The sequence below is a fragment of the Streptomyces flavochromogenes genome, from assembly GCF_000717595.1.
In the GTDB taxonomy this organism is placed as follows: domain Bacteria; phylum Actinomycetota; class Actinomycetes; order Streptomycetales; family Streptomycetaceae; genus Streptomyces; species Streptomyces flavochromogenes.
Window position 1 is genome coordinate 125,603 of sequence record NZ_JNZO01000022.1, and the last position, 19,939, is coordinate 145,541.

18 protein-coding genes are annotated in these 19,939 nt (G+C 73.1%); 12 read left to right on the forward strand and 6 right to left on the reverse strand.

The window, feature by feature from the left end:
* Window positions 1-116 precede the first annotated feature (116 nt).
* Window positions 117-656, reverse strand: coding sequence for a MarR family winged helix-turn-helix transcriptional regulator (locus IF00_RS0126440; RefSeq protein ID WP_030322149.1), 540 nt, complete (start codon window positions 654-656; stop codon window positions 117-119).
* A gap of 56 nt (window positions 657-712) precedes the next feature.
* Here IF00_RS0126440 and IF00_RS0126445 point away from each other — a divergent pair, with 56 nt between their 5' ends.
* Window positions 713-1,114 (forward strand): carboxymuconolactone decarboxylase family protein, encoded by a 402-nt coding sequence (locus IF00_RS0126445; RefSeq protein ID WP_030322151.1) that lies wholly within the window; start codon window positions 713-715, stop codon window positions 1,112-1,114.
* A 10-nt stretch (window positions 1,115-1,124) separates the two neighbouring features.
* Here IF00_RS0126445 and IF00_RS0126450 read toward each other — a convergent pair whose 3' ends face one another.
* Window positions 1,125-1,805 carry a GDSL-type esterase/lipase family protein gene (locus IF00_RS0126450; protein WP_030322152.1) on the reverse strand — a complete coding sequence of 227 codons (681 nt, stop codon included), beginning with the start codon at window positions 1,803-1,805 and terminating at the stop codon, window positions 1,125-1,127.
* A gap of 148 nt (window positions 1,806-1,953) precedes the next feature.
* Window positions 1,954-2,802, reverse strand: coding sequence for an alpha/beta fold hydrolase (locus IF00_RS0126455; RefSeq protein WP_037639132.1), 849 nt, complete (start codon window positions 2,800-2,802; stop codon window positions 1,954-1,956).
* A 128-nt stretch (window positions 2,803-2,930) separates the two neighbouring features.
* Here IF00_RS0126455 and IF00_RS0126460 point away from each other — a divergent pair, with 128 nt between their 5' ends.
* Window positions 2,931-3,926 (forward strand): YncE family protein, encoded by a 996-nt coding sequence (locus IF00_RS0126460; RefSeq protein ID WP_030322156.1) that lies wholly within the window; start codon window positions 2,931-2,933, stop codon window positions 3,924-3,926.
* Window positions 3,927-4,002: 76 nt separating this feature from the next.
* Entirely contained in the window at window positions 4,003-4,368 is a 366-nt protein-coding gene (locus IF00_RS0126465) for a cupin domain-containing protein (protein ID WP_030322157.1), read from the forward strand.
* Window positions 4,369-4,429: 61 nt separating this feature from the next.
* Here IF00_RS0126465 and serC read toward each other — a convergent pair whose 3' ends face one another.
* Window positions 4,430-5,548, reverse strand: a complete 1,119-nt coding sequence (gene serC / locus IF00_RS0126470; protein WP_030322159.1) for a phosphoserine transaminase — start codon at window positions 5,546-5,548, stop codon at window positions 4,430-4,432.
* Window positions 5,549-5,599: 51 nt separating this feature from the next.
* On the opposite strand from serC, the gene IF00_RS0126475 reads away from it, so the two are divergent.
* The gene (locus IF00_RS0126475; RefSeq protein WP_030322161.1) at window positions 5,600-8,386 is read left to right on the forward strand and encodes an FAD-binding and (Fe-S)-binding domain-containing protein; all 2,787 of its coding nucleotides are present in this window, start codon (window positions 5,600-5,602) and stop codon (window positions 8,384-8,386) included.
* A gap of 151 nt (window positions 8,387-8,537) precedes the next feature.
* Here the strand turns inward: IF00_RS0126475 and IF00_RS0126480 are convergent, their stop codons facing one another.
* Window positions 8,538-9,395, reverse strand: coding sequence for a LysR family transcriptional regulator (locus IF00_RS0126480; protein WP_030322163.1), 858 nt, complete (start codon window positions 9,393-9,395; stop codon window positions 8,538-8,540).
* Window positions 9,396-9,575: 180 nt separating this feature from the next.
* On the opposite strand from IF00_RS0126480, the gene IF00_RS0126485 reads away from it, so the two are divergent.
* The 8 genes from IF00_RS0126485 to IF00_RS0126520 all read left to right on the forward strand — a co-directional run bounded on the left by IF00_RS0126485 (window position 9,576) and on the right by IF00_RS0126520 (window position 18,670).
* Window positions 9,576-10,529 (forward strand): EamA family transporter, encoded by a 954-nt coding sequence (locus tag IF00_RS0126485; protein ID WP_030322165.1) that lies wholly within the window; start codon window positions 9,576-9,578, stop codon window positions 10,527-10,529.
* Window positions 10,530-10,650: 121 nt separating this feature from the next.
* Complete coding sequence (locus IF00_RS0126490) at window positions 10,651-11,028, forward strand: VOC family protein (protein ID WP_030322167.1); 378 nt, start codon at window positions 10,651-10,653, stop codon at window positions 11,026-11,028.
* Between the two features lie 139 nt (window positions 11,029-11,167).
* Window positions 11,168-11,350 (forward strand): DUF1272 domain-containing protein, encoded by a 183-nt coding sequence (locus IF00_RS0126495; RefSeq protein ID WP_030322168.1) that lies wholly within the window; start codon window positions 11,168-11,170, stop codon window positions 11,348-11,350.
* A gap of 148 nt (window positions 11,351-11,498) precedes the next feature.
* Window positions 11,499-12,290 carry a TIGR03084 family metal-binding protein gene (locus tag IF00_RS0126500; RefSeq protein ID WP_030322173.1) on the forward strand — a complete coding sequence of 264 codons (792 nt, stop codon included), beginning with the start codon at window positions 11,499-11,501 and terminating at the stop codon, window positions 12,288-12,290.
* The gene (locus tag IF00_RS0126505; RefSeq protein ID WP_030322175.1) at window positions 12,290-13,981 is read left to right on the forward strand and encodes an acyclic terpene utilization AtuA family protein; all 1,692 of its coding nucleotides are present in this window, start codon (window positions 12,290-12,292) and stop codon (window positions 13,979-13,981) included. Before IF00_RS0126500 ends, IF00_RS0126505 begins: the two co-directional genes overlap by 1 nt.
* A complete protein-coding gene (locus IF00_RS0126510; RefSeq protein ID WP_030322182.1) occupies window positions 13,978-15,576 on the forward strand; it encodes an acyl-CoA carboxylase subunit beta in 1,599 nt (532 codons plus the stop codon). Before IF00_RS0126505 ends, IF00_RS0126510 begins: the two co-directional genes overlap by 4 nt.
* Window positions 15,577-15,602: 26 nt before the next feature.
* Complete coding sequence (locus IF00_RS0126515) at window positions 15,603-17,540, forward strand: acetyl/propionyl/methylcrotonyl-CoA carboxylase subunit alpha (RefSeq protein ID WP_037639136.1); 1,938 nt, start codon at window positions 15,603-15,605, stop codon at window positions 17,538-17,540.
* Window positions 17,537-18,670, forward strand: a complete 1,134-nt coding sequence (locus tag IF00_RS0126520) for an acyl-CoA dehydrogenase family protein (RefSeq protein ID WP_030322189.1) — start codon at window positions 17,537-17,539, stop codon at window positions 18,668-18,670. The genes IF00_RS0126515 and IF00_RS0126520 overlap by 4 nt, the downstream gene beginning before the upstream one ends.
* Window positions 18,671-18,695: 25 nt before the next feature.
* Here IF00_RS0126520 and IF00_RS42845 read toward each other — a convergent pair whose 3' ends face one another.
* Window positions 18,696-19,502, reverse strand: a complete 807-nt coding sequence (locus IF00_RS42845; RefSeq protein WP_051820628.1) for a sporulation protein — start codon at window positions 19,500-19,502, stop codon at window positions 18,696-18,698.
* Window positions 19,503-19,939: the final 437 nt, after the last annotated feature.

Below are 19,939 nucleotides of genomic sequence, written 5' to 3' on the forward strand. Positions count from 1 at the left end.
GCCGGGGTGCCGGGGTGCCGGGGTGCCGGGGTGCCGGGGTGCCGGGGTGCCTGGATGTCCGGGTGACTCGGCGTGCGGGGCCTTCGCCCCGTGATCCTCCTGACCGACCGGGCCGGTCAGGGGGCGCCCAGCCAGCTGGTGGCGTCCAGGCGGAACGCCGTCTCCGCGGGGACGACGTTCCGCAGGGCCGCCTCCAGGTCCCGGACGCGGTCCGCGCCGAGGGCCGCCGCCCACTCCGCCCGCAGTTCGTCGAAGATCGCGGCGGAGCGCGCGAGGGCCTCGTACCCCCGTGGGGTGAGGTGGACGAGTTTGCGGCGGGCGTCGGCGGGGTCGTCGGCGCGCTCGGCGTAGCCGAGGGCGAGGAGTCGGTCGACGGTCTTGCCGGCGGCCTGCTTGGAGACGCCGAGGCGGCGTCCGATCTCGCTGGCGGTGGCACCCCGCGCGCCGACGGCCTGCATGGCGAAGCCGTGGGAGGGACGCAGGTCCGGGTGGCCCTCGGTGGCGAGGCGGGCGTGGAGGCGGTCGATGAGGGTGCGGAAGCCGCCGAAGAGGAGCAGGGGGAGTTCGTACCCCCGGCCGCCGCCCTCGGGCCCGCTTTCTCCCTTGCCGTTATCGACAACCTGGTTTACGTTTTCTTCCGGCACATGGTCAACCATGTTGTCGATTCTACCCGTTCTGCCCGCCCGAGCCTGGAGACGCCTTGCCCGTGGACATGTCCGCCCGTACCGCCAACGCCGTCGCCCTCCTCAAGGAGTCGCCCGAGACCCTCGACGGCTTCCTGAAACTCAGCCAGACCTTCGAGTCCACCACCCTCGACCCGCACTCCCGCGAGACGGTCGTCCTGACCGTCGCCGAACGCAATCAGTGCCACCTCTGCGTCGACATGCACGAGGCCAAGATGGCCGCCCTCGGCCCCGCGCCCGACGCCGAACGGCTCGCCGCCGTCCGCCTGTTCACCCTGCGCGTCCTCGCCTCGGCGGGTGCCGTGAGCGACGAGGAGACGGCCGCCTTCGAGGCCGCGGGATACACGCGCCGCAACGCCCTGGAGGTCGTCCTCGGCATCGGCGCGTACACCCTCTCGACCTTCGCGAACCGTCTGACCCGGGCCGCTTGAGCCGCGGCCGCTACCCGGCGTACGGGCCGCCCAGGCCCCACGCCTGGTGCATCGCGTCGGCGAAGGCGGACGCCAGCTTGTGCTCGCCCGAGGGGCCCGGGTGGGTGCCGTCGTAGGTGTCCGCGTCGAGGTCGTACGACTCCGGGATCGCCGCCAGGAGCAGGGGCGAGGCCGCCGTGTCCAGGTCGGCGACCGCCTTCGCGAGCAGCTCGTTGAAGCGGGCGCACTCAAGGGCGAAGGGCGCGTCGTAGCCGGCGCGCACGTTGGGGATGACCGGCAGGAGGACGGCCCGGACGCGCGGGTTCGCGGCGCGTGCCGCGGCGACGAAGGCCCGGACGTTCTCCTCGGTCTGCTCGCTGTTGGTGTAGAAGCCGAGGTCGATCAGGCCGAGGGAGATCAGCAGCACGTCGGCCCCGGTCGCCGCGACCGTGGCGCCGATCACGGGCGCCATGTGCAGCCAGCCCTCGCCCCAGCCGGCCAGATGGCGCCGGGCGGGGGCGGGGAAGGCCGGGTCGGCGTACGTCTCCGAGTCCGGGGCGTCGGCGGCGGGGTCGTACAGCGTGGCGCGGGGGCCGACGATCGCGTACCCGCCGGGCAGTGTGGACTCCAGATGCCGCCACATGCGGTACCGCCAGGTCCAGTCGCCGGCGCGTCCGATGGTCATGCTGTCGCCGACGAACAGAAAACGCATGGTCATATCATCGCGGACGGTGTCCCGGGCCTGCGACGTGATCCGGGACACGGGCCCACCGGGGCGAACCGCCCCACGCGGAAGGCCGCCTGCGGCAGGAACACCTCACGCGGGTGCTCCTGCCGCAGGCGGCCTTCCGCACAGACGCCTACCGCAGGAAGTCGCCGACCGCCCCCGTGAACCGCTCCGCGTCGTCGTGCCACGGGAAGTGCCCCGCCCCGTCCAGGACGACGAAGGCCGCCTCCGGGAACAGCCCCGCGTACGCGGCCGCCGTCGGGACCGGGGTGTTCACGTCCCCCTCCCCGGCCACCACGAGCACCGGCCGCGCGAACTCCGCGAACACCGCGCGCGTCGCCTCCGGGTCGAAGGCGCCCTCGCTCGCGAAGACACCCGCGCCCTCACGGTTCCGCTGCCTCTCGCCGGCGGCGTGCCGCTCCCGCGCGGCCTCGTCCCAGGTCCCGTGGAAGAACGGCGTCACGGCCTGGAAGCTCTCGCCGTTCCCCCGCCCCGCCGTGACCTCTTCGAGCGCCGCGTACGCCGGACCGAACCACGGCTCGTCCCGCCGCAGCCGCGCCGCCGCGAGCCGCTCCTCCGGCGCCGTGTCGAGCCCGGCGGCCGCCGCGCCCGGAGTGACGAGCACGAGCCGGCCGACCCGCTCGGAGTGCCGGGTCACGTACAGGGCGGCGAGGTTCGCGCCCGCCGAGTGCCCGAGGACGTCGACGGTGTCGAGCCCGAGGTGCGCGCGCAGCGCCTCCACGTCCTCGACGAGCCGGTCGCAGCGATACGAGGAGGAGTCGTCCGGCACGGCCGACGCGCCCGTACCCCGGAGGTCGAGCCGGATCAGCTGCCGGTGCGCGGTCAGTCCGCCGAGGTCGCCGAGATAGGCGGAGTCCTGGAGCGGACCTCCGGGAAGACAGAGGAGCGGGGCGCCGGTGCCGGACACATGGAAGGCGAGTGTCGTGCCGTCGGGCGCGGAGAAGGTCTGCGGGGTGGGCATGAGCGCGACCCTGACAGTGGCCGAGGCACCGGTCAAACGGGTTTCACCCCGGGGCGGGCGGTGGTCACCGGGCAACGGACGATCTTCCCGCCCGGTGTCGGCGGCCGCGTCGTGGCAGGCTGGGGGACATGCGATCTGCTCTGTGCGCCCTCGGCGCGGCGGCGGCCCTGGTGCTGCTCCCGGCCGGTCATGCCCGTGCCGAAGGACAGGAGCCGGACCGGGACTTCACCATCGAGGACTCCCGTGTCACCGAGTCCAGCGGTCTCGCCGCGAGCCGGGCCCACCCCGGGATCTACTGGACGCACAACGACCAGGACGCCCCCCTGATCTACGGCATCGACTCCCGCACGGGGAAGACGGTCGCGACCCTGACCATGCAGGGCGTCGGCACCCCCCGTGACATGGAGGCGATCGCGGTCGGCCCGGACGGCGACATCTACGTCGGCGACATCGGCGACAACCTCGACGGCTCGTGGGACCACGTCTGGGTCTACCGCTTCCCCGAGCCGAAGGTCCTCAAGGACCAGAAGGTGGCGGCGAAGCAGTACGTCGTGAAGTACGCCGACGGTGCGCGCAACGCCGAGGCGCTGATGGTCCATCCGAAGACCGGCCGGGTGTACATCGCGAGCAAGAACGAGGACGGCGGCGGTCTCTACGCGGGCCCCGAGCGGCTCTCCTCGTCCGGGACGAACGTCTTCCGGCGCGTCGGCGAGGTCCCGTGGGTCACCGACGGCGCCTTCTCGCCGGACGGCGACCGCCTGGTCCTGCGCGGCTACCTCATGGCGCGCGAGTACGCGTGGAAGGACGGCCGGCTCGGCGACGAGGGCACGTCGATCGGGGCCCCGTTCCAGGGCCAGGCGGAATCGGTGACGTACACGACGGACGGCTCGGCGTTCATGCTCGGCTCCGAGGGACAGAAGAGCCGGGTGGTGCGGCTGGAGCGGCAGGACGCCGGCCGCTCCCCGGAGAAGCCGGGCGGCAGCCCGGCCACCCCGGGCGCACCACAGGCGCCGCAGTCCCCGGCGGCCGACGGCGAGAAGGGGAACGTCACGGTCGGCTTCCTGGTCCTCGCGGGCGCGTTCGTCGTCGTCTTCGGCATCAAGCGACTGCTGCGGCGGGGCTGACCTGCGGTGCTCCCCCTCGTATCGACCGGGTGCGGCACGAGGGCGAGACTGGAAGGACACCGACCGTGGAGGAATCATGACGGGATTCACTCGCGAGGACACTCCGGTCGCCATGGAAGGCGGCGGCCTGGACTTCCGTATGCAGGAGGCCGGCGGTGACATGACCGTCGCCTTCATCCACCTTCCCCGGGGCACCGACATGGCGCCGGCACTCAAGGGACTGGAGGGCGACCTGTGCCAGTGCCCCCACTGGGGCTATCTGCTCAAGGGCCGGCTCAGGGTGCGCACCGCCTCGGGCGATGAGAACTACGAGGCCGGACAGGCCTACTACTGGGGGCCGGGCCACGCCCCGGAGGCCCTGGAGGACGTCGACGTGGTGGAGTTCTCGCCGACCGCCGAGTTCAACGCCGTCATCGACCATGTGAAAGCACAGTCGGGCTGAACGGCGAAGGCCCGGCGCCGGACTGCTTCCTCCGGCACCGGGCCCTCTTCGTCTCAGGGCTCTAGAGCTTCTCGATCACGTAGTCGATGCAGGCCGTCAGGGCCCGCACGTCCGCCGGGTCGATCGCCGGGAACATGGCGACCCGCAGCTGGTTGCGGCCCAGCTTGCGGTACGGCTCCGTGTCGACGATGCCGTTCGCGCGCAGCGCCTTCGCGACTGCCGCCGCGTCGATGTCGTCCGCGAAGTCGATCGTGCCGATGACCTGCGAGCGCTTCGCCGCGTCCGCGACGAACGGCGTCGCGTACTTGGACTCCTCGGCCCAGCCGTACAGCGCGTCCGAGGACTCCTTCGTCCGGGCCACGGCCCAGTCCAGACCGCCCTGGCCGTTGATCCACTTCAGCTGCTCGTTGAGCAGGAAGAGGGTCGAGAGCGCCGGGGTGTTGTACGTCTGGTTCTTCAGCGAGTTGTCGATCGCCGTCGTCAGCGAGAAGAACTCCGGGATGTGCCGGCCGGAGTCGTGGATCTTCTGCGCCCGCTCCAGGGCGGCCGGGGAGAAGGCCGCCAGCCACAGGCCGCCCTCGGCGGCGAAGGACTTCTGCGGGGCGAAGTAGTAGACGTCCGTCTCGGTGATGTCGACCGGCAGACCGCCCGCGCCGGAGGTCGCGTCCACGAGGACGAGCGCGCCCTGGTCGGCGCCGGAGACCCGCTCGATCGGCGCGGCGACACCGGTGGAGGTCTCGTTGTGCGTGTACGCGTAGACGTCCACGCCCGCCTCCGCCACCGGCTCCGGGTGGGTGCCCGGGTCGGAGGAGATCACGGTCGGCTCGGCCAGCCACGGGGCCAGCTTGGCGGCCTTCGCGAACTTGGAGGAGAACTCGCCGAAGGTGAGGTGCTGCGACTTGCGCTCGATGAGACCGTGGGTCGCGACGTCCCAGAAGGCGGTGGAGCCGCCGTTGCCCAGGATCACCTCGTAGCCCTCGGGGAGCGAGAAGAGGTCACGGATGCCGGTACGTACCTCGCCGACCAGGTTCTTGACCGGAGCCTGGCGGTGGGACGTGCCGAGGAGAGAGGTGCCGGTGGCGGCCAGGGCGTCCAGCGCCTCCGTACGCACCTTGGAGGGGCCCGCGCCGAAACGGCCGTCGGCGGGCTTGATGTCAGCGGGAATCTGGATATCAGCCACGAGGCGGAGAGTATCGGGTCGGGAAGGGGCCGGTCGCCGGATGTCCGCCCGATGAGACGAGCTCTGAGACATCCTGGGCTTGTGGGAACACACGAGGAACACGCGTCCGGCCTGGCCGCCGACCTGCGCGCCGCGGTCGCCGGCGAGGTCGACTTCTCCGTCACCGCCAGAGCGCTGACGACCATGGACGCCTCCAACTACCGCCGGATTCCGGTCGGTACGGTCGCGCCGCGCGATGCCGACGACGTCGCGGCCGTCCTGGAGGTGTGCCGGGCCCACGGCACCACCCCGGTCGTCGCGCGGGGCGCAGGGACCTCGATCGGGGGCCAGGCGACGGGCACCGGCGTCGTGCTCGACCTCACACGGCACATGGGCGGGATCGTCTCCCTGGACCCGGAGGCGCGGACGGCGGTGGTCCGGCCGGGGCTCGTCCTCGACCGGTTGCGGGAGGCGGCACGCCCGTACGGCCTGACCTTCGGCCCCGATCCGTCCACGCACAGCCGCTGCACCGTCGGCGGCATGATCGGCAACAACGCGTGCGGGGCGCACTCGGTCGCGTGGGGGACCACGGCGGACAACGTGCGCTCGCTGGACGTGATGACGTATGGAGGCGCGGCGTTGACGCTGGGGCGGGGTGGCCAAGGCGCCCCCGCCGGACTCCTCGACCTCGTCGACCGCCGTCTCGCCCTCCTGCGGACCGGCTATCCCCCCGGTCTGCCGCGCCGGATCTCCGGGTACGCGCTGGACGCGCTGCTCCCGGAGCGGGGCGTGGACGTGGCCCGCTCGTTCTGTGGCAGCGAGGGGACGCTGGGCGTGGTGACGGAGGCGACGGTGGCGCTCGTCCCGCTGCCGACCGAGCCGGTGCTTGTGGTGCTGGGGTACGCGGACGAGAGCGCGGCGGCGGAGGCGGCGGCGGGGCTCCTGCCGTACGGACCGCTGACGGTGGAGGGCATGGCGGCGGATCTCGTACGGGGGGCTTCCGGACTGCCTCGCGGTGGGGCGTGGCTGTTCTGCGAGGTCGACGGGGAGGCCGCCGCCCGGGCACTGGTCCGGGCGGCCGACGCGATCGACTCCGCCGTGGTGAGGGACCCGGCCGGACAGCGGGCGCTGTGGCGGATCCGGGAGGACGCGGCCGGGACGGCGACACGGATGCCGGACGGCGCGGAGGCGTGGCCGGGGTGGGAGGACTGCGCGGTGCCGCCCGCCCGGCTGGGCGCGTACCTGCGCGCATTCCGGTCGCTGCTCGCGGAGTTCGGCCTCCGGGGGACCCCGTACGGGCACTTCGGTGACGGCTGTGTCCATGTCCGGATCGACTTCGACCTGTGGACGGAGAAGGGGGTACGGGACTTCCGCCGGTTCTCGGAGGCGGTGGCCGACCTCGTGGTCGCCCACGGCGGCTCGCTCTCCGGGGAGCACGGCGACGGGCAGGCGCGGGCCGAGCTGCTTCCGAGGATGTACGGGGAGGAGCTCGTCGCCCTGTTCGGCGCCGTCAAGGACGTATGGGACCCGGACGGCGGCCTCAACCCGGGGATGCTGGTCCGCCCGCGCCCGCTCGACGAGGGCCTGCGGTTCGCGGGGCTGCCGCTGGTGGGACTCGGCAGGGAGGCGGCCAGGTGTGTCGGGGTGGCCAAGTGCCGGGTGGAGGGACCGAGTTCCGGGCCGGGGGTGATGTGTCCCTCGTACCGGGCGACGGGGGAGGAGAAGCACTCGACGCGGGGGCGGGCGCGGCTGCTCCACGAGATGGCGCTCGGCGAGGTGATCACGGACGGCTGGCGCTCGGAGGAGGTCCGGGAGGCGCTGGACCTGTGTCTGTCGTGCAAGGGGTGCCGCAGCGACTGTCCGGTGGGCGTCGACATGGCCGCGTACAAGGCGGAGTTCCTCGACCGGCACTACGCGGGACCGCTCGGCTTCCTGCGCCGGCCGCGCTCGCACTGGACGATGGGCAGGCTTCCGCACTGGCTGGACCTGTTCGGGCGGGGGCTGAACGCCGGGATGAGGCTGCCGTTCGCGGCGCGCCTCGCGGGCGTGACGCCGGAGCGGACGATGCCGAGGGTGGCGGAGGGGACGTTCACGGCGTGGTTCGCCGAACGTGCCTCGTCCCGCCCGCCGACGGTGACGGTGTGGCCGGACACGTTCACGGATCACCTGGCACCGGAGGTGGGCAGGGGAGCGGTCCGCGTCCTTGAGGCGGCGGGGCTGGGTGTCGCGCTGCCGCAGGGGAGGGTGTGCTGCGGGCTGACGTATGTGTCGACGGGGCAGCTGGGGGCGGCGCGGAGGGTGATGCGGAGGGCGTTGGACGTGATGGAGGGGGGTGGAGAGGGGCCCGCCGGCCCCCCGGGGCTTGTCGTGGTGCTGGAACCGTCCTGCGCGGCGACGCTCCGCACCGAGCTGCCGGAACTGCTGCCGGACGACCCGAGGGCGGCCCGCCTGGCGGCGTCGGTACGGACGTTCGCGGAGGCTCTGGAGACGCTGGCGCCGGACTGGGAGCCGCCGCGACTGGACCGCCCGGTGACGGGCCAGACGCACTGCCACCAGCACGCGGTGCTCGGCGACGCGGCGGACCGCCGCCTGCGCGAACGCGCGGGCCTGACGGGGGAGCTGGCGGGCGGCTGCTGCGGGCTGGCGGGCAACTTCGGCTTCGAGCCCGGTCACTACGAGGTCTCGGTGAAGTGCGCGGAGGATCAGCTGCTGCCGGCGCTGAGGGGGGCACCGCAGGAGGCGGCGGTCCTGGCGGACGGCTTCTCGTGCAGGACGCAGATGGGGGATCTGGCGGGGGTACGGGGCCGGCATCTGGCGGAGGTGCTCGCGGAGGGGGTGGACGTGGCGGAGGGGCTCTGAGGTCTCCGGGGCCGGGGCCGGGGCCGGGCCGCCGGGTCTCGGCTGGGGGCCGGGCCGCCGGGTCTCGGCTGGGGCGGGGCGCTCGAAGCCGGCCGGGCATGCCCGTGCCGTCGCTCGGTGCCGTCGCCCCGCCTGGCCCCCGGTCGGGGCGTCAGCCGCCGCTGACGATCTCTCGTGCCATCGCCACCAGCGCCCCCGTCGCCGGGTGCGGGAACGCGTCTCGCCAGGCCAGGACCACCGGTAGCGCCGGGGCGTCCGGCAGGGGACGGTACGTGACTCCCGGGTGCGGGTGCAGGGACGCGGTCGACGCGGACGAGACGCCGACGCCCCTGCCCGCCGCGATCGCCGTCAGCCAGTCGTCGGTGTTGGCCACCGTGACCGTCGCCGCCGGGCGTGCCGTCGCCGGCCAGAGCATGAGGGTCGTCGTACCGGAGACCGTGTTCAGCACGACGGTTCCTCCCGCCAGGTCGTCCAGGGTGAGGCGCGGCCGTTCCGCCAGCGGGCTGTCGGCCGGTACGGCCGCGACGCGTTCCTCCGTCGTGAGTTCCTCCGTGGCCAGGCCCGGGGCGTCGACCGGTCCCCGCAGCAGCGCCGCGTCCACCTCTCCCCGGGTCAGGCCGGCCGTGCGGTCGTCGATGCGGAGGAGTTCGAGCGGGGTCTCGGGGTGTTCGCGCTGCCAGCGGCGGAGCAGGGGTGTGGTGTACGGGCCGAAGGCCGACCACGCGTGTCCGAGCCGCAGGGGCCGGTGGCGCAGTCGCGCGGGGTCGACGGCCGCCTCGAACGCCGCGAGGGCCGCCGCGGCCCGGTCCTGGAAGGCGCGGCCTTCGGCCGTGAGGGCGAGGTGGTGTGTGGAGCGGTCCACGAGCCGTGCCCCGAGGTGTTGTTCCAGGGCGGCGAGCGTGCGGGACACGGCGGGTTGGGTGAGATGGAGCCGGGCTGCCGCCCTGGTGAGGCTGGATTCCTCGGCGATGGCGAGGAAGCAGCGGAGGTGGCGTAGCTCGATGCTCATGCGTCTGGAGCATAACCGCAGCGCAATCGGCATTTCCGGCGCCGCGCGGGGGCTCGTAGCGTGAGAGGGGAACTCCGGTGACAGGAAACCGGCAGTGCATTATTCTGGACTGGAAGTTCAATGCAGTGAACAGTTGAGGAGTGGTCGGTGGACATCAGCCCGGTCAAGGAGGCGGGCCCGGTGGGGACCGCGGTCGGTCCCGAGGCGCCGGCCGTCCCCGTCGGCGGCGCCCAGGGCGGCCGCGGGCCCACGGGGCTCGCGGGCCACCGATTCGGGCCCGTCGCGCTCGTCGTCGCGGGCGGGCTCTCCGTGCAGTTCGGCTCGGCCCTCGCCGTCCTCCTCATGCCCCGGGCCGGCGCCCTCGGCGTCGTCACCCTGAGGCTCGTCCTCGCCGCCGCCGTCCTGCTGATCGTCTGCCGTCCGAAGGTCCGCGGCTACGGCCGGGCGGACTGGGGCACGATCGTCGCCTTCGGTGCGGCGATGGCGGGCATGAACATCCTCTTCTACCAAGCGGCCGACCGGATCCCGCTGGGCGCCGCGGTGACCCTGGAGGTCCTCGGCCCGCTGATCCTCTCGGTGGTCGCCTCCCGCCGGATGATGAACCTGCTCTGGGCGGGGCTCGCCCTCGGCGGCGTCGTCCTGCTCAGCGGCGGCGGCTTCGACCGACTCGACCCGCTGGGCGCGGCCTTCGCGCTCGCGGCGGGCGCGATGTGGGCCACGTACATCGTCTTCAGCGCACGTACGGGCCGCCGCTTCCCGCAGGCGGACGGACTCGCGCTCGCGATGGCCTTCGGCGCCGTCCTCAGCCTGCCGCTGGGCATCGCGGAGGCGGGCGACAAGCTCCTCGTTCCCTCGACGATCGGTCTCGGCCTCGCGGTCGCGCTGATGTCGTCCGTCCTGCCGTACACCCTCGAACTCCTCGCCCTGCGCCGCCTGCCCGCCCCCACCTTCGCCATCCTGATGAGCCTGGAACCGGCCATCGCGGCGACGGCCGGCTTCCTCATCCTCAGCCAGGCGCTCTCCCTGACCGACGCGCTCGCGATCGCCCTGGTGATCGCGGCGAGCATGGGGGCGGTGCGGACGCAGGTACGGGCGGCCGCGCGGGAGAGGGGCAGGGGCGGGGTCGCGGGCTAGGGGCGTCTTGCCGATCGCGCCGTGAGCCCGGCCTGATCGTCAAGACGTCGCCCTGGGGCCCGGTCGCCCTTCACGGGCCGGTGCCGGGGCTTCACGGCGGGGCGGGTCCTAGGATCCGCGCATGATCGCTGAACTGCAGTGCCTCGTCGTCGACTGCCCGGACCCCGCCGAACTCGCCGCGTTCTACCGCTCGCTGCTCGGCGGCGAGGTCGACCGCCCGGACCGCCGCTGGTCCCTCGGTGAGGCCTGGTCCACCCTGCACACCCCCGGTGGCCTCGTCCTCTGCTTCCAGGGCGTCGCCGACCACCGCCCGCCGACGTGGCCGGACCCCGAGCGCCCCCAGCAGTCCCATCTCGACCTCGCCGTGAAGGACTTGGACGAGGCCGGGGAGCAGGTCCTGGCCCTGGGTGCGACGCTCCTGGACGCGGGCGGGAGCGGCCGTAGCTGGCGCGTGTACGCGGACCCGGCGGGCCATCCGTTCTGCCTGGTCCGCCACTGAGGGCCCCTGACGGCGCCGACGCCGGCTGCTGCGTGCCGTGGCCCGATCCTGTCGACCGTTGGCCTTCGGGCTGTTTCGGGGGCGCCGGGCGCCTCGGACGATGGAGCTGTCGTCCGAGGTGCGAGGAAGGGAGGGCGTCATGGCCCTGGAGATGCGTGAGCGGTGCGAGCGGTGTGACGTGGCGGAGCTGGTGGCGGACGGGCCCGCGCGGATCTGCTCGTACGAGTGCAGCTTCTGCGTGCCGTGCGCCGATGCGATGAGCGACGTCTGCCCCAACTGCGGGGGCGAGCTGGTGGCGCGGCCCCGGCGGGTGGCCGGGTAGCGGCGCGTACCCCTTCGTCGGGCCCGCCTGCCGCCGACGGCGGAGGCGAGGGATCGGTGTCGCGCCAATCAAAGCAAGCATGCTTGATTGTTTTCCGGTTCGCTGTCATGCTCCGGGGCACGCCGCCGTGTCCCGAGGGGAGCGCACCGTGTCCGACCCCGCCGTCGTCCTCGATGATCTGCGCGAGGAGAGCGAAGCACTCGACGTCCTTGTCGGCGAGCTGAGCGAGGAGCAGTGGGCCGCCCCCACCCCCGCCGCCGGCTGGACCGTCGCCCATCAGATCGCCCACCTCGCCTGGACCGACCGGGCCGCGCTCCTCGCCGCGACCGACCCCGACGGCTTCGCCGCCGAGACCGCCAAGGCCCTCGCATCCCCCGAGCGCTTCGTCGACGAGGGTGCCGAGGAGGGGGCGAAGCTGCCGCCCGGCGAGTTGCTCGCCCACTGGCGCGAGGGCCGCGAACTGCTCCAGGAGGCCCTTCGGGCGGTTCCCGCCGGCGCGCGGTTTCCCTGGTACGGGCCGCCGATGAGCGCCCCCGCCATGGCCACCGCCCGGCTCATGGAGACCTGGGCGCACGGGCAGGACGTCGCCGACGCCCTCGGGGTCGTCCGCACACCGACCGACCGCATCCGGCACGTCGCCTGGATCGGTCACCGGGCCCGGGACTACGCCTACCTGGTGCGGGGACTGCCCGTTCCCGCCGAGCCCGTCCGGGTGGAACTCGTATCACCGAGCGGGGAGGTGTGGGTCTACGGGCCCGAAAGCGCCACCCAGACCGTGACCGGGCCGGCGATCGAGTTCTGTCTGCTCGTCACCCAGCGCGTCCACCGTGACGACACCTCCCTCGTCGCCGTCGGCCCGGACGCCGCGCAGTGGCTCACCATCGCCCAGGCCTTCGCCGGACCGGCCGGTCCCGGCCGGCCCGCCGAAGGGGCCCGGTGATGGTGCTCCGCATCGGCAACGCCTCCGGTTTCTACGGCGACCGGTTCGACGCCGTCCGCGAGATGCTCACCGGCGGCGGGCCCGAGGGCGCGATCGACGTCCTCACCGGTGACTACCTCGCCGAGCTCACCATGCTCATCCTCGGCCGCGACCAGCTCAAGGACCCGGCCTCCGGGTACGCCAAGACCTTCCTGCGCCAGATGGAGGAGGGCCTCGGCCTCGCCCACGACCGCGGCATCCGGATCGTCACCAACGCCGGCGGCCTCAACCCCGCCGGTCTCGCCGACGCCCTGCGCGCCCTCGCCGCCAAGCTCGGTCTGCCCACACGTGTCGCGCACGTGGAGGGCGACCGGCTCCCGGCCGTCGGCGGCGCGCTGGCCGCCAACGCCTATCTCGGCGGCGCCGGGATCGCCGCCTGCCTCACCGCCGGTGCCGACGTCGTCGTCACCGGCCGGGTCACCGACGCCGCCCTCGTCACCGGGCCCGCGCAGTGGCACTTCGGCTGGGGGCCCGAGGAGTACGACAAGCTGGCGGGCGCGGTCGTCGCCGGACACGTCCTCGAATGCGGCACCCAGGCCACCGGCGGCAACTACGCCTTCTTCCGCGAACACGACCCGGCACTCTTCCGCCGCCCCGGCTTCCCGCTCGCCGAGCTCCACGAGGACGGCAGCGCCGTCATCACCAAGCACCCCGGCACCGGCGGCCTCGTCGACGTCGGCACGGTCACGGCCCAGCTCCTGTACGAGACGGCAGGCGCCCGCTACGCCGGGCCCGACGTCACCGCCCGCCTCGACAGCGTCCGGCTCACCCAGGAGGGCCCCGACCGGGTCCTGATCGACGGAGTACGGGGCGAGGCGCCGCCCCCGACGCTCAAGGTCGGGCTCAGCCGGCTCGGCGGCTTCCGCAACGAGGTCGTGTTCGTCCTGACCGGCCTCGACATCGAGGAGAAGGCCGCACTGGTCCGGGGACAGGTCGAGGACGCCCTCGCCGGCGGCCGGCCCCGCGAGGTCCGCTGGGAGCTCGTCCGCACCGACCGGCCCGACGCCGACACCGAGGAGACCGCCAGCGCGCTCCTGCGGCTCGTCGTCCGCGACCCGGCCCCCGAGGCCGTGGGCCGTGCCCTCACCGGCGCCGCCATCGAACTCGCCCTCGCCAGCTACCCGGGCTTCCACGTCACCGCGCCGCCCGGCAAGGGCGCCCCGTACGGGGTCTTCGAGAGCGCGTACGTACCGGCCGCCGACGTTCCCCACACGGCCGTGCTCCCGGACGGGACCCGCGTCCCCGCCCCCGTACCGCAGCGGACACGGGAGCCGGCGCCCGTCCCCGAGCCGGACCTTCCCGAGCCGCTGCCGCCGGGGCCCACCCGGCGCGTGCCCCTCGGCCGGATCGTCGGCGCCCGCAGCGGCGACAAGGGCGGCGACGCCAACGTCGGCGTCTGGGTGCGCACGGAGGAGGAGTGGCGGTGGCTCGCTCACGCCCTCACGGTCGAGCGGGTGCGTGAACTGCTCCCGGAGACCGTCGACTTGGTGATCACCCGGCACGTCCTCCCGCAGCTCCGCGCGCTCAACTTCACCTTCGCCGGAATCCTCGGCGAGGGCGTCGCCTCCCAGGCCCGTTTCGACCCCCAGGCCAAGGCCCTCGGCGAGTGGCTCCGCTCCCGCGCAACAGACATCCCGGAGGGACTCCTGTGACCGTCCTCGCCTCCGCCCTCGACACCGGCGGATCCGACTACCGGGCCCACCGCGCCGCCATGCTCGACAAGCTCACCGCCCTGGAGGCCGAGCACGCCAAGGCGCTCGCGGGCGGCGGCGAGAAGTACATCGCGCGGCACCGCGAGCGCGGCAAGATGCTCGCCCGCGAGCGCATCGAGCTGCTCGTCGACCCGGACACCCCGTTCCTTGAGCTGTCGCCGCTCGCGGCGTGGGGCAGCGACTACGCGGTCGGCGCCTCCCTCATCACCGGCATCGGGGTGGTCGAGGGCGTCGAATGCCTGATCACCGCCAACGACCCGACCGTACGCGGCGGCGCCTCCAACCCGTGGACGCTGAAGAAGGCCCTCCGGGCCAACGAGATCGCGTTCGCCAACCGCCTGCCCGTGATCTCGCTCGTCGAGTCCGGCGGCGCCGATCTCCCCTCCCAGAAGGAGATCTTCATCCCCGGCGGCGCGCTCTTCCGCGACCTCACCCGCCTCTCCGCCGCCGGCATCCCCACGATCGCCGTCGTCTTCGGCAACTCGACGGCCGGTGGCGCGTACGTCCCCGGCATGTCCGACCACGCCGTGATGATCAGGGAGCGGTCGAAGGTGTTCCTCGGCGGTCCGCCGCTGGTGAAGATGGCGACGGGCGAGGAGAGCGACGACGAGTCCCTCGGCGGCGCCGAGATGCACGCGCGGACGTCCGGGCTCGCCGACCACTACGCCGTCGACGAGGCCGACGCGCTCCGCCAGACCCGCCGCATCGTGGCCCGTCTGAACCATCGCAAGGCCCAGCCCGACCCGGGCCTCGCGGAACCCCCGACGTACGACGAGGACGAGCTGCTCGGGATCGTTCCCGGGGACCTCAAGACCCCCTTCGACCCGCGCGAGGTGATCGCCCGGATCGTCGACGGCTCCGACTTCGACGAGTTCAAGCCGCTGTACGGGCCGAGTCTGGTCACGGGCTGGGCGAGCCTGCACGGCTACCCGGTCGGCATCCTGGCCAACGCGCAGGGCGTCCTGTTCGGCCCGGAGTCGCAGAAGGCCGCGCAGTTCATCCAGCTCGCCAACCAGCGCGACATCCCGCTCGTCTTCCTCCACAACACCACCGGCTACATGGTCGGCAAGGAGTACGAGCAGGGCGGCATCATCAAGCACGGCGCGATGATGATCAACGCGGTGTCGAACTCCCGCGTCCCCCACCTGTCCGTCCTCATGGGCGCGAGCTACGGCGCCGGGCACTACGGCATGTGCGGCCGGGCGTACGACCCGCGCTTCCTCTTCGCCTGGCCCAGCGCCAAGTCCGCCGTCATGGGCCCGCAGCAGCTCGCCGGCGTGCTCTCCATCGTGGCGCGGGCGAGCGCCGTCGCGAAGGGACAGCCGTACGACGAGGAGGCCGACGCCGGTCTGCGGGCGCTCGTCGAGGCACAGATCGAGTCCGAGTCCCTGCCGATGTTCCTCTCCGGCCGGCTCTACGACGACGGGGTCATCGACCCCCGCGACACCCGCACGGTCCTCGGGCTGTGCCTCTCCGCGATCCACACGGCACCGGTCGAGGGCGCGCGCGGCGGCTTCGGCGTCTTCCGAATGTGAGGCCCCTCCACATGACCGAGCCCTCGATGATCACCTCCGTCCTCGTCGCGAACCGCGGCGAGATCGCCTGCCGCGTCTTCCGCACCTGCCGTGAGCTGGGCATCTCCACCGTCGCCGTCTACTCCGACGCGGACGCCGACGCCCTGCACGTACGGGAGGCGGACACGGCGGTACGGCTGCCGGGAGCCGCGCCCTCGGAGACGTATCTGCGCGGCGACCTGGTGGTGAAGGCGGCGCTGGCCGCGGGCGCGGACGCCGTCCACCCCGGCTACGGCTTCCTCTCCGAGAACGCCGGCTTCGCCCGGCAGGTGATCGACGCGGGCCTGGTGTGGATCGGTCCGCCGCCGGAGGCGATCGAGGCGATGGCGTCCAAGACCCGCGCCAAGGAGCTCCTCGGCATCGCATCCCTGTCGGACGTGACCGAGGCCGACCTGCCCGTCCTGGTGAAGGCGGCGGCGGGAGGCGGCGGCCGCGGCATGCGGATCGTACGAGAACTCGGCCGGCTCCCGGGCGAGTTGGCCGCGGCCTCGGCCGAGGCGCTCAGCGCCTTCGGTGACGGCGAGGTCTTCGTCGAGCCCTACGTGGAGAACGGGCGGCACGTCGAGGTCCAGCTCCTCTGCGACACCCATGGCACCGCCTGGGCGCTCGGCACCCGCGACTGCTCCCTCCAGCGGCGCCACCAGAAGGTCGTCGAGGAGGCGCCGGCGCCCGGTCTGCCCGCCGGGCTCGAAGCGTCCCTCCTGGACACGGCCGTCCGAGCGGCGAAGGCCGTCGGCTACGTCGGCGCAGGCACGGTCGAGTTCCTGGTGGCGGACGTCCCCCAAGCTCTCGGCTCCGCTCGACCAGCGGGCACCCCCAGGGCGTACTTCCTGGAGATGAACACCCGCCTCCAGGTCGAACACCCGGTGACGGAGGAGGCGTTCGGGGTCGATCTCGTCGCCCTCCAGCTCGCCGTCGCCGAGGGCCGTGCCCTGCCGCCGGAGCCCCCGGCCCCGCGCGGTCACGCGATCGAGGCGCGCCTGTACGCGGAGGACCCGGCGCGCGAGTGGGCCCCGCAGACGGGCGTCCTGCACCTCTTCGAGCTGTCAGGGGAGGGCCGGACCCGCCTCGACACCGGGTACGTCTCCGGGGACGCCATCGGAGTCCACTACGACCCGATGCTCGCCAAGGTGATCGTCCACGCCCCCACGCGCGCGGAGGCGATCCGCAAGCTGGCCCATGCTCTGGACCGGGCCCGGATCCACGGCCCGGTCACCAACCGGGACCTCCTGGTCGCCTCCCTCCGGCACCCCGAGTTCGGGGATCCCGGACTGCTGGACACCGGGTTCTACGACCGGAACCTCGACGCCCTGACGGAGTCCCGGACCGGTGAGGCGTACGCGGCCGTCGCCGCCGCCCTCGCCGGGGCCGCCGCCGGCAGGGGTCGCTTCGGCGGTGGCTGGCGCAACCTCCGCTCCCAGGACGAGACGCGGACGTACGGCGATCACGAGGTCCGCTACCGGCCGACACGGGACGGCGGGTTCGAGGTCACGGCTCCCGAGGGCGTACGGGTGGTCTCGGCGGACCCCGACCGTGTCCGGCTCGAAGTCGCCGGTGTCGTGCGGGACTTCGGGGTAGCGGCGTACGGGGACGGGATCGTGCACGTCGGACCGCATCGGCTCACCGTCCGCCCCCGCTTCACCGACCCGCGCGAGCAGACGGCCCCCGGCTCCCTGCTCGCGCCCATGCCCGGCACCGTCGTCCGCGTCGCGGACGGCCTCGCCGTCGGCGACCGCGTCACCGCCGGGCAGCCGCTCCTCTGGCTGGAGGCCATGAAGATGGAGCACCGCGTCATCGCCCCCGCCTCCGGCACGCTCACCGCGCTCCACGCCGCCCCCGGCCGCCAGGTCGAGGTAGGTGCCCTGCTCGCCGTCGTCTCGGACGACGCCACGACCGAAGCAGCACAGGAGGACCAGACCGTATGAGCACCATGATCGAAAGCGAAGAGCTCACCGCGCTCCGCGCCGCCGTCTCCGCGCTCGGCCACCGGCACGGCCCCGGCTTCGACCGGGCGGCCCTGTGGGCGGAGGCCGGCAAGCTCGGCTATCTGGGGGTCAACCTGCCCGAGGAGTACGGCGGCGGGGGCGGCGGCATGGCCGAGCTGTCCATCGTCCTGGAAGAGGCCGGAGCGGCGGGCGCGCCGCTCCTGATGATGGTGGTCTCGCCCGCGATCTGCGGCACGGTCATCGCCCGCTTCGGCACGGAGGAGCAGAAGCGGGCCTGGCTGCCGGGCCTGGCGGACGGCTCGCGGACGATGGCGTTCGGCATCACGGAGCCCGACGCCGGCTCGAACTCGCACCGGATCACGACGACCGCGACCCGTACGGAGGAGGGCTGGGTCCTCAACGGGCGGAAGGTGTTCGTGTCGGGTGTCGACATCGCCGACGCGACCCTGATCGTGGGCCGTACGTCGGACGCCCGCACGGGCAGCCTCAAGCCCTGTCTCTTCATCGTCCCGCGGGACGCCCCCGGCTTCCAGCGCCGGCACATCGAGATGGAACTCGACGCGAACGAGAAGCAGTTCGAGCTGACGCTCGACGAGGTGCACCTGCCGGCCGAGGCGCTCGTCGGCGACGAGGACGCGGGTCTGCTCCAGCTCTTCGCGGGGCTCAACCCGGAGCGGATCATGACGGCCGCGTTCGCGATCGGCATGGGCCGGTACGCGCTCGCGCAGGCCGTGAGGTACGCGAAGGAGCGCCAGGTCTGGAAGGCGCCGATCGGCGCCCACCAGGCCATCGCGCACCCGCTGGCCCAGGCGCACATCGAGCTGGAACTGGCCCGCCTGATGATGGCGAAGGCCGCGCACCTCTACGACGCGGGTGACGACATGGGTGCGGGCGAGGCCGCCAACATGGCGAAGTACGCGGCGGCGGAGGCCTGTGTGAGGGCCGTCGACCAGGCGGTCCACACCCTCGGCGGCAACGGCCTGACCAAGGAGTTCGGCCTGGCCCGGCTGGTCACGGCGGCCCGCGTGGCCCGGATCGCCCCGGTCAGCCGGGAGATGATCCTCAACTACGTGTCGCACCAGACGCTGGGGCTTCCCAAGTCGTACTGATCGGGCAGAACGGCGACCCGCCGGCTCAGTCCTCGTGGTCGCTGGTCGGGTGGCTGCCGTCCGTCCGGCCGACCTCGTCGATCCACCGGCGGACCGCCTCGCCGAAGTCCACCCGGCCGGCCTCGTGGTGGGCGGCCACGAAGCGGCGGGCCGGAGGCTTGTCCTTCCAGTAGCGCTCGCCGAGAGCCGCCGCGCGGAGGAAGATCTCGCAGCCGACCGCGTTGGTGTGGAAGTGCAGTTCCAGCTCCTCCGGGCGGTCCTGCCCGGAGGACCGCTCGTCGACGAGCAGGAGCCCTTGCGCCCGGTACACGTGGTACTCGGTGCGGGGGATGTTGCCGGTGTGGACGCGCGAGCTCCGGAGGGCGTACCCCTCGGCGGCGAAGGCGTCGAGGACGGCCTCGTGCAGCGGCAGCGCGGTGATGTGCACGAGGTCGTCGTCCGTCTGCGCCTTGACGCCCTCGGCCTCGACCTCGGTGTGGATGCCCAGGTGGACCCCGAGCTTCTGCCCCTTCACCTCGGTCAGCGGGGTCTCCCACTTGAGCCGGTGGCGGATGGGGACGCGCCTCTCCTCGCCCTTCTCCAGGGTGAAGTAGCCGCTCATGCTGGGGTAGTCGAAGGTGTCGCCGCTGTATCCGTCACCGTCGCCCTTGTGGGCCACCGGCGCGTCGGTGACGAGCTTCAGATAGATCGACTTCACCTCGACGCGGCGCTCGGGGGCGCGCAGCACCACTTCCCCGCTCAGGATGCCGCCCGGCAGGGCCGGACCGGACTGGACGACGGTGTCGACTTCGAGCGGTATGCCGCCCATGCCCAGAAGGCGCTTGAAGACCATACGCGCAGGCTAACCGGCTGATGACCTTGTCGGGAGCGGAAGTTCGGGATCCGCCGGAGGCGCGGTCCCGGCCCGGGGTGCCGATTCCGATCGCGTCTCGCATTCCGTACGAAGGGCTACCGGTTGTGAACATCCTGTGTACGATCCGTGCACCTCGCACACGCTCACAGCACCCGGGAGACGCACGTGTACCCGCCTCCGCCGCCGTTCCAGCCCGTTCCCGCCCCGCTGCCCGCCCGGCGCTGGTGGCAGCACCCCGCCCTGATCATCTGCCTCCTCTTCTTCCTCCCCCCGGCGGGCATAGCCCTGACCTGGACGAGCCGCTGGAGCCGGAACAAGAAGATCGTCGCGACCGCCCTCGGCGGTCTGTGGTTCCTGGCGTTCGTCTTCAGCGACCCGCCGGAGGAGGAGAAGGGCGACGCGAAGCCCTCGGCGAC